Below are 9,979 nucleotides of genomic sequence, written 5' to 3'. Positions count from 1 at the left end.
CCCGGACGTCTGTTTCATCTTCGCTCCTGGGGGCTACGATGAACCAGCCATCCTCCGTTCGTGAAGACCCTCAATCTGTCTCAGGAGTGCTGACGGCGGACATCTCAGCATTTTCGGCTGCGAGGACGAGCCGGAGGACGCAGCGCACGCACGGATGTCGGACGAAGACCGGGCACTGTTCGATTGGGAGCGCCTCGCCGAGCCCGCCATCATCGCGCCGCCGGTCCCGTCGCCGCACCGGGCGCCCTGGCCGCTCTACGACGTACGCGCGCTGATGGAGCGGCCCTTCTTCAGCCTGGCGAGTCGGGAGCGGCCCACGCCGATCGACTACGCCGACCCCCAGGGCCGCTGCTGGCTGCGCGCGGTCCCGGCGGCGGGTGGGGGCGTGGCGAGCATCCGAGACGCGGAGCTGCTGATCCTGATCGCCAGCCGGCTCGTGCACGAGAGGCCGAGGGGCGCGGCGGTGCCGGAGGTCGTCGACCTGAACCCGCGCCAACTGCTCCAGGCGCGCGGGTTGAGCGCGAGCGGGCGGGAATATGCGCTCTTGCGAGCCGCCTTCGCGCGGCTGCGGGGGACCCGGTACACGACGAACATCGGACCCGATGGCAAGCCCGGCCCGGAGCGGACCTTCACGCTGATCACGGAGGTGGGCGAGGGCGCGGGTCGCGGGCACCTCGCGGTGGCCTTGGGCGAGTGGTTCCACACGGCGGTGGCGCAGCGGCACCTGCTCAGCCTGACGGAGAGCTACTTCGGCATCGCCGGTAACTACGAGCGCTGGCTCTACCGCGTGGCGCGCAAGCATGTGGGTTACCAGCCAAGCCACTATACGACGGTGGCGACGCTATGGGGGAAATCGGGACAGGGCAGCCCGCTGCCGCGCTTCCGGCACGAGCTGCGCCGGATCGTCCGGGCCAACGCGCTGCCGGACTACCAAGTGTTCTGGCTCGACCGCGGGAAGGACGAGCCGCGGATCTCGATGTGCCCGCGGCCGGAGATGTTAGACCGGCAGCGACGGCCGGCAGGCAACACGGCACGCGGGGAACGGAGGTGAGCGCTGACGCGGCACTCGGGGAAGGATGCCGGCACACCCAACTTAATCCAGTAACCCTCGCTCTTGGGTTTCTCTCTTGGGGTCGGGGGAGTGGGGGAGGTTTCCACTTGCCGCTCGTCACCCCGGAGAGGAGGAGCTACGGTCAAGCGGGAACATCCCCGGCCGGAGCCTGGGACGCCGCACGCGCGCTTGGTCACCTCGCAAGTCGAGGCGCCTCGCTACGGCCCCCCATTGCCCTGCTGGCTGGGGAGAATGCTCGCGACTTCACGGCGTCATGCAGGCCGCCGGTGGTCCTTCGGGCTTCGAGCGTTGCGGTGCCCGCGGGATATAACGACCACATCCCCACAGTATCCCATGTCCCCGCCGCGCTGCCGTATCACGCCGACCACGACGGGCAAGTCCGAGCGATGCATCGGCCGGACAGGGATGTCATGGTTCATGCGCGGGCGCCGTTCAAGGCCCGCGGTGAATTTTCTCGGGCTGGAACTGGTCGCAACGGGACGGAGCGGGAGTCTGACGGTGGGGATCATCACGGATCACGCGTACCTGCTGCCCGACCCGGACGCGTTCCTGCCGATGCAGGCCAGTTGCCGGGGCAGCGTGAAGGTCGACCTCGAGCGGGACGCCGACCGCGGCGGCGCGGCCTTGCGCACGCGGGTGCGGGCGTCCACCCCGGTCATGACGATCGTGGGTGAGGAGATCGAGGCGCGGCAGGCGGCCTATCTCGACCGAGTGCAGGCGCTGTTGGGCGACGCGCGCGACGCGGCCAAGGCGCCGTTGCAGCGGCTCGGCATGTCCGACAGGCAGATCGAGCGCCTGGAGCGCCGGGGGACGCCCTCGCGGTTCCTAAACCTGACTTGGCCCTGCGACATCGCGGTGGATGACGTCCTGCCGGGTGGCACCGAGTTCGGGCCGGGCGACCGCCTCTACAGCTTCACGCGGTGGGAGGATCGCGCTTTCCGGTTGCAGTTGCCGCGCGCCGTGGCGGAGGCGCTGGACTTGCGTACGCCGGCCCGGGTGATCCCGACCCGCTGGGGGGGCGAGCCGCTGCGGGCGGTCGTGGTGGGTCGAAGCGAACTCGGCGATGGCCAGCAGATGTGGGTGACGCTGAAGCTCGCGGGCCGCCCGACCTTCCCGGACGAGGAGCGGTGCCGCATCGAGATCCACGCGCCGCGTCTGACTCAAGGTTACCCTCCGCCGGTCGAGGAGGTCGTGGCCCAGGACGACTCAGGCTATCGCGACCGCTGGGGGCTGACGGCCGAGGAGCGCGCCGGGATGCGCCAGCGCGGGCGGGGCGGCGGGCTCTTCGCGCGACCCGCGTACAAGCGCGAGCGGGCGCTGGAAGCGGCCGAGGAGGCGGAGCGACGGCGGACCGCACCGCCGCTGGCGTTGATGAAGCCGGCGGCGAAGAGCCGGCTCGGCGACACCGGCCTGCCGCGGTTGGAGCTGAGCGAGGCGGAGTGGAAGGCGGCCGGCATCCGCACGACGAAGCGGCGCACGATGACGGTGACGCCGGAGATAACCGTCGACGTGCGGATCGGCCACGACGCGGTGGCCTTGAAGCTGGACGCGGACTTCGCGGCGTCCGCGGCTAGGCGGGTGGTCGAGGCGATGGCTGCGGCGGAGCCGGGTGGCGAGGGTGATGCGTCGTCACCACCCGTGCTGTTCGCCTCCTGCCTGCTGCCTTCCGGGGTGGCCGAGACGGTGATGTCAGGCGACTGGCTCGAGCTGGCGTTCATCCCGGCGATGGGCGAACGGCACCGGGAGCGCGGTCCGGTGGTGGCGGCGCGTTGCGAGATCGACGGGGAGCGGCGCGTGCGCCTCGGCTTGGCGCTGTTGGCCGGGGCGGTGCGTGTCGAGGGCACGATGAAGGTGCACGGCGCAGTGTTGGCGGACCCCGACGGCGCGCGTGAGGTGCTGGCGGTACCCCGTAGCTGCGTGCGGCGGCTGCCGGATCAAACGGCGGACGGGCCGGAGGGGGTGATCCTGGTGCATGTGGGCGAGCGCGCGCTGGCGCCGGTGCGGGTGCGGCTCGGGCTGATGGGCCGGGAGGTGGTCGAGATCGAGACCGCGGTGCCGCTGCGGGCAGAGGAGGCGATCGTCTACGATCTCGGAGGGCTCGACGACGCGGTGTTCCTGTTCCGTGCAGGTCAGAAGCAAGCGGCCGGGGCGGCGGACCGGCTGCGTTACCGGGCAAACCTCAACCGCGCGGATCGTCGGCAGTAGAATGCCGACCTGTCGGCCAAGCACGCGTTCCTGGTCGGCGGCCTGGGCTGGGGCGGCATGCCGCTCCACGCCGTGCGCGAGGACCTCGCGAAGGGCCGCCTCGTCAGGCTGGATATCCAGGACCTCCAGGCGTGCGCGTTCGCACTGTCGGTGTCGGCCGTGTACCGGACCGCCGAGCTCCCTGGCCCCGCCGGGCGATGGGTCATCGAGCGATTGAAGGATCGCGTGGACGACACCGTGGGCAGTGAGCAGTCTGAACCGAACGTGGATGCCTGACGACCGACCGGATCGGCCGGCTTCGAACTGCACTCATCGAGAGGGCCGTCACGTGAGCCGGTGCGCGGTGATCGTCACCTCGTACCGGGGCAACTGCAGACTTCGGATGAGGGGATTGCACCAAGCACGCCGCCCGCCACCATTCCGTCGCTTCGGTCTTCATTGCGTGGCGGCCGCTCTCGCGCACCCGAGCGGATGCCTCAGACGACTGGGTCGGGCGCGAAGCGGACGCTGCCGCCCGCGCCCGGGAAATCGAAGAGCCCCTCGGATCCCGGCCGGGGTGCCGTCTGAGGAAAGTTCCTCCGGTGGCCGTTTACAGCATGAGGAAGGCCCGCCCCCAATCCGGCTCGTCGGTGCCAGCGGCGGTGTAGGGCGTGAGTGAGGCGTAGGCGATGCACGGCTCGTCGGCGACGATCCAGTACGGCACCTCGCCACATTCGATCTGGTCGCGGAAGAAGTCCTGCATCACCGGATCGAGCCGGTGCAGCGGCAGGACGCGCTGCCCCGGCCGGGCGGGCTGCGGCGCGACGGCGGCCTGCGCCCAGTACCGTGGGGCGCCCCGAGGCGGCTGGGTCGTGACGATGGTGGGTGGTGAGGATGAACACGACATGGCTGAAGACCTCCTGCAGAGCACCGCGCGGGGGCGTCGGCGGCCACACGACGTGGCGAGGTCTCGGGGAGTGAGCACGATTCGGCGAGAGCGCAACAGGGTGCGGGGGCCCCGCGCGACTAAATCGAACAGACCCCCTAGCGTTTGGGCATGTGGAACGCCGGGACGCGGCAGCGGTGCCGGCTGCGAGCGGCATCGACGGGTGTTCCTGTCGTTCATCGCTGTGGGACGTACGCGGACGGATGTCGGCCTTCTGGACCCTTGGGGCAGGCGGTCGTCTGGAGGTCCGAGGCGACCCGGTCCTCACTCCTGAACGGCCCGGCGTACCGGACCACCCTTGGCGCCGATGGATGCCCTTCGGCGTTTGACCCGCGGTTCTCCACCCCGCCTGGCAGCCGGTGGAGGCTCGGGTGCCTGGGATGGGCGTCGCGTGTCTGCCGATATGGCGAAATGACGTGCGCGCGAGGAGTTGCGGGCTTAGGGTTGACGGGCTACGGGCACTTTGTTCGAGGTTGCCGCAAAGTTTTTGTGAAGGTGTGAGAGGTCCACACCGATGACTATGGCGTTGATCGCTGCCTGCAGCTGACGGAGCGTCGTGCGCTTGGTGTAACGAGCGGTCTCACCAGGCGTGGTGTGACCCGTAACGCGGTCGATAATAGCGGTTTGGACGTCCGCCTCATGCATCAGCGTCGTTGCCGTGTGCCGGAAGCTGTGGAAGACGAGCTTAGCCCGGTCGAGACCGATCTCGCGCCTGTAACGGGTGAACCACTTCGCAAATGCGTGTCCGAGGCGACCGTCCGCACCGCCCGCCTTGAGCAGCGGGAACAGGCGCGTCTCACCACGGCCCCGGAGTTGCACCACCTGATCGAGGAGCCCCAGACGAATGAGTTCGTCATGAATGGGCACGCGGCGGGCGGCCGTAGCGTTCTTCAGCATGCGCCCGTCCCGCGCGTTGAGATCGAAGAACCAAACGCCCTCGACCTGTTGGATGTCGTCCAGGCTCAACTGGCAGATTTCTTCTTGCCGCATGCCGGAGAAGACGGCGATGAGCGGCAGCCAGAATTTCTCGTCCCGCAGGATCAGGGAGCCGGGCTCGGCCCGGCGTGTCTCGGACGCGCATCCGGACCAGACCGGCGAGGCGAAGAGCGTGGCAAGTTCGGTCGTCTCCCAGAGGTCGCGTTCCTCGACGGCCCGCTTGCCCGCACCGAAGCGGAAGCCGACGAAGATGTTGGCCTCGACCTCGCCCTTGGCCTCGGCGGCCGTCCACAGGGCAGAGAGAGCGGAGAAGTGGCGCTTGATGGTCTTGGCAGTGATCGGCGCCGTGCGGCCCGCGGTGGCTTGTCCGTCGTATCGGACGATGATCTGCGCGACGCTTAGCCCTCGATAGGCGGACGCCTTGCCATAGTCCGAGGGCAGGCGCTGAAGCTGCTCTTTGAAGCGGCCAGCATCCTGGCGGGTGTAGTCCCTCAGGGGGAGGTCGCCGCAGATGTCGGTGAGGAGCCTGAAGGTGGCTCGCGCCTGAGCAGCCGTCTGCCGCTCCCACGCGCCGCTGGCGATCTGATCGGTAATGAAGGGCTCAGTCACGGTCGACAGAAGGGGAGCCGTTGCAGGGCGCGGCCTTGCAGTCATCGCCTCCGTCGTCGCTGACGGCACCGAAGTGGTTGGAGTGGGTGGGGCTTGGTCCGAAGGTGACGCGGTCAGCGTCTCGCGGAGCAGCTTGTCTCTGGGTTCGTGGTTGAAGTCACCGGTGTAGCGGGCCTGTAGAGCCTCGGCGACGTCGATGCCCGCGCGCATGACGGCTTGGCGCGCGCGCTGCCAGTCGTCCGGCGCGAGATCGGTGCAGATGACACCCTGCTTCTTGAGCATGGCCTCGGTGATGACGCGGGCCTCATCGAGGCGGTTGCCGGCGAGTGCCCTGCGGGTCTTGGCCGCGATCTCGCCGTAGTAGGCACCCCGGATCTCGGAGACGGCATCGTCGTGGGGCGGCGCGCGCAGCCGCACGGTGTTCTCGCGCTCCAGTACGGTCGCGTAAAAGTCCTGCACGAGGCGGGCGAGTTGGGCATCGGTGAGCATGGGTGTCGCGCGCACGGCGCCGAAGAGGCGCTCCGAGGCGACGTATAGCGCGGCGGCGTGCAGCTTGGCAGTCGGATGATCGACTGTGCCGAGGCTGCGGGTGAGTTCACGCCGCCCGACGAAGCGGCGCAGCTCCGGCGGGACGGTCCGCCGAAAATGCAGCGTCCGGCCGCGCCGGACGACATTGGCGATGGAGGTCTTCACGCTGCCCGCCTGCCGCCCGCGGGCGGACTTTGTAGCAGCGGATTGTAGCAACCGGCTCAACCCGCAGGGCGGCGAGACAGAAAGCTGAGCGTTAAGAATGACTTAGGTTGCTAGGTGGCTGGGGGACCTGGATTCGAACCAGGACTAGAGGAGTCAGAGTCCACCGTTCTACCGTTAAACTATCCCCCACCAACCCCTCGGCCGGCAGTGCCTTGCACGGGGTGGAAGACCGGGGTGGGGCCTAACAGGCGCCCTCCGCTCGGGTGGGGATCAGATAGGGGGAAAGGCCGCGCAGGTCAACAGCTCCGTCGCCGTCGTTCGCGCATCGCTGCGGTTCGCGGCCTGCTATGGTCGGGGCGGCTGCGGCATCGCCGGGGAATCCGCGCCATCGGAGCGATCGCAAGGCCGTGCCGCACACCCACCGAGCACCGCGCATCTTCGACACCGTGGAGGGCGGCCGCCTCGTGGCGGCCCGCACCGATCCGGCCTGGCGGCTTTGGGGTCCCTATCTCAGCGACCGGCAATGGGGCACGGTGCGGGAAGATTACAGCGCCGGGGGCGAGGCCTGGACCGCCTTCCCGCACGACCATGCCCGCTCGCGCGCCTATCGCTGGGGCGAGGACGGGATCGGCGGCTTCGCCGACCGGGACCTCAACTGGTGCCTCTGCCTCGCGCTCTGGAACGGGCGCGACCCGATCCTCAAGGAGCGCCTGTTCGGCCTCACCAATGAGGAGGGCAACCACGGCGAGGACGTCAAGGAGCTCTACTACTATCTCGACGGGCTCCCGAGCCACGCCTACATGCGGATGCTATACAAATACCCGCAGGCCGCGTTCCCCTACGAGCGGCTGGTGCGCGAGAATGCGCGGGCCGGCCTCGACGATCCCGAATTCGAGCTGATCGACACGGGCCTGTTCGACGCGGGCCGCTATTTCGACGTCGCCATCGCCTACGCCAAGGCCGGCCCCGACGACATCCTGATGCGGGTCACCGTCGCCAATCGCGGCCCGGAGGCGGCGGAGCTCGCGCTGCTGCCGCAGCTCTTCGCGCGCAACACCTGGTCCTGGGGCGGGGATGCGGGCCGGCCCGCGCTGTGCCTGGAGCCCGACGGCACGGTGAGCGCCCGCCACCCACGCATGCCGCCGATGCGCCTCTTCGCGGAGGGCGCGCCCGAATGGCTGTTCTGCGACAACGAGACCAACGGCGCCCGGCTCTACGGGCTGCCGCCGGCCGGCTACCCCAAGGATGCGATCGACCGCTGCGTGGTCGGCGGCGAGGCCGGGGCGGTCAATCCGGACCGGACCGGCACGAAATGCGCCGCGCTGCACCGGCTGCGGCTCGAGGCCGGCGCCGAGGCCACCCTGCGCCTGCGCTTCCGCCCGGACGAAGGAGGGGGAGGGGACCCGTTCGCCGATTTCGACGCGGTCTTCGCGCAGCGCATCGCCGAGGCGGACGCCTTCTACGCCGCCCTGCAGGCCGACATCCCGGAGGCGGACGAGCGCCGCGTGCAGCGCCAGGCGCTCGCCGGCCTGCTCTGGTCGAAGCAGCTCTACCATTACGACGTGCGCGAGTGGCTCGCGGGCGATCCCGGCCAGCCGAAGCCGCCGGAGGCGCGCCAATCCGGCCGCAACGCCGATTGGCGGCACGTGCGCGCCCACGACATCATCTCGATGCCGGACGCCTGGGAATATCCCTGGTTCGCCTCCTGGGACCTCGCGCTGCAGAGCATCGTGCTGGCGACGATCGACCCGGATTTCGCCAAGGGGCAGGTGCTGCTCCTCCTCGACGAGGCCTATACGCACCCGAACGCCGCGATGCCGGCCTACGAGTGGGGCTTCTCCGACGCCAACCCGCCGCTGCACGCCTTCGCGGCCTGGCGCGTCTTCAGCCTCGACCGGGCGCTCACCGGCGTGCCGGACCACGGCTTCCTGCTGCGCGCCTTCAATCGGCTCGCGCTCAACTTCACGTGGTGGGTGAACCGCAAGGACGCGGCCGGCCGCAACCTGCTCCAGGGCGGCTTCCTCGGCCTCGACAATATCGGCCTGTTCGACCGCTCGAAGCCCCTCGCCTGCGGCGCGCTCACCCAGTCCGACGCCACCGCCTGGATGGCGATGAACGCGCTGGAGCTCATGCGCATCGCGGTCGAGCTCGCGCTCGACAACCGCGCCTACGAGGACATGGCCCAGAAGTTCTTCGAGCACTTCCTGCTGATCGCGGACGCGGCTGCCCGCAGCGGCGGCCTCTGGGACGAGGAGGACCAGTTCTTCTACGACGTGATCGAGACCGAGGCGGGCCGCATCCCGATCCGCGCCCGCACCCTCGTCGGGCTGATCCCGATCTGCGCGGTGGCGATCCTGCGCGAGGCCGATACGCGCTGCCTGCCGGGCTTCCAGGCGCGGCTGCGCTTCTTCCTGGAGAGCCGGCCGGACCTCGCCGCGCTGGTCTCGCGCTGGCAGGAGCCGGGGCAGGGGGGCACGCTGCTGCTCTCGCTGCTGCGCGGCCACCGGCTCAAGGCGCTTCTGCGCCGCATGCTCGACGAGACGGAATTCCTCTCGCCCCACGGCATCCGCGGCGTCTCGAAAGTCTATGCGGACGCGCCCTTCCGCTTCCGCTGGGACGGGGAAGAGCTGGCCCTGCCCTACGAGCCGGCCGAGTCGCGCACGCGCCTGTTCGGCGGCAACTCGAACTGGCGCGGGCCGGTCTGGCTGCCGATCAACTACCTCCTGATCGACGGCCTGCGCCGCTTCCACCGCTATTACGGGCCGGACTTCCGGGTCGAGGCGCCAACGGGCTCGGGGCGGTTCCTCTCGCTGCAGGAGATCGCCGACCTCCTCGCCCACCGCCTGATCGCGCTCTCGACGCGGGGGCCGGACGGGCGCCGCCCGGTCTACGGGGACAGCCGCCTGGAGCAGGAGGACCCGCATTTCCGCGACCATGTCCTCTCTTACGAGTACTATCATGGCGATACCGGCCGCGGCCTCGGGGCCTCGCACCAGACCGGCTGGTCGGCCCTGGTGGCGCTCCTGATCCAGCAGGTCGCGCTGGGGCCGATCCAGGATCTCGCCCCTGCCGAACCCGAGACGGGACAGGGCGGTTCAGCCCACCAAATCTAGTAAAATAATCTTGTCTTATATTAGATATCCGACTGCTTTACAGCCCTCGGAGCCGCTGATAGCATCTTTGTGATCGGGCCATGGGCCGGGCCAAGTCCAAAAGCAGTCTCGCGCGGACCGATGTCGGCGCGAAGACGGACGAGCCCGGCGCATCCGAGCGCCGCCCGCGCGGGAACGCCAACCGCTCGGGCCGGCGCATGACCCTGGGGAGCGGGCCGCCGGGCCCTCCCGCCCCGGGACGCGAACGATCGCGGCCGAAGCCGCGGCGCCAGGGAGGAACCGATGGGAATCGACGTACCTCTCCCGGAGGGGCCTCTCCCGGGGGCACCACTCCTTGAGGTCGACGGCGTCACGCTTCAGTACAAGACGCCGCACCACCTGATCACCGCGACCTACCGGGTCGACTTCGCGGTCCTGCCGGGCGAC

6 protein-coding genes and 1 tRNA gene are annotated in these 9,979 nt (G+C 69.6%); 4 read left to right on the top strand and 3 right to left on the bottom strand.

Annotated elements, in window-relative coordinates; translation table 11 throughout:
* The first annotated feature begins 154 nt into the window (after positions 1–154).
* From MTDSW087_RS29015 to MTDSW087_RS29005, 3 genes are all read left to right on the top strand, one after another.
* Positions 155–1,051, top strand: coding sequence for a replication initiator protein A (locus MTDSW087_RS29015; protein WP_144769149.1), 897 nt, complete (start codon positions 155–157; stop codon positions 1,049–1,051).
* A 519-nt stretch (positions 1,052–1,570) separates the two neighbouring features.
* Complete coding sequence (locus MTDSW087_RS29010) at positions 1,571–3,277, top strand: hypothetical protein (protein ID WP_186384046.1); 1,707 nt, start codon at positions 1,571–1,573, stop codon at positions 3,275–3,277.
* 9 nt (positions 3,278–3,286) lie between these two features.
* Positions 3,287–3,553 carry a LysR substrate-binding domain-containing protein gene (locus MTDSW087_RS29005; protein ID WP_280525297.1) on the top strand — a complete coding sequence of 89 codons (267 nt, stop codon included), beginning with the start codon at positions 3,287–3,289 and terminating at the stop codon, positions 3,551–3,553.
* Positions 3,554–3,866: 313 nt separating this feature from the next.
* Here the strand turns inward: MTDSW087_RS29005 and MTDSW087_RS29000 are convergent, their stop codons facing one another.
* From MTDSW087_RS29000 to MTDSW087_RS28990, 3 genes are all read right to left on the bottom strand, one after another.
* Positions 3,867–4,163 (bottom strand): hypothetical protein, encoded by a 297-nt coding sequence (locus MTDSW087_RS29000; RefSeq protein ID WP_144769143.1) that lies wholly within the window; start codon positions 4,161–4,163, stop codon positions 3,867–3,869.
* Between the two features lie 477 nt (positions 4,164–4,640).
* Positions 4,641–6,440, bottom strand: coding sequence for a site-specific integrase (locus MTDSW087_RS28995; protein WP_238179259.1), 1,800 nt, complete (start codon positions 6,438–6,440; stop codon positions 4,641–4,643).
* 115 nt (positions 6,441–6,555) lie between these two features.
* Positions 6,556–6,629: transfer RNA gene (locus MTDSW087_RS28990), tRNA-Gln, on the bottom strand.
* A 218-nt stretch (positions 6,630–6,847) separates the two neighbouring features.
* On the opposite strand from MTDSW087_RS28990, the gene MTDSW087_RS28985 reads away from it, so the two are divergent.
* Entirely contained in the window at positions 6,848–9,553 is a 2,706-nt protein-coding gene (locus MTDSW087_RS28985; RefSeq protein ID WP_144769141.1) for an MGH1-like glycoside hydrolase domain-containing protein, read from the top strand.
* Positions 9,554–9,979: the final 426 nt, after the last annotated feature.

Origin of the sequence: Methylobacterium dankookense (genome assembly GCF_902141855.1) — a bacterium.
Lineage (GTDB): Bacteria > Pseudomonadota > Alphaproteobacteria > Rhizobiales > Beijerinckiaceae > Methylobacterium > Methylobacterium dankookense.
Note: the sequence above shows the minus strand (reverse complement) of the source record. Positions and strands in the feature narration are given on the sequence as shown.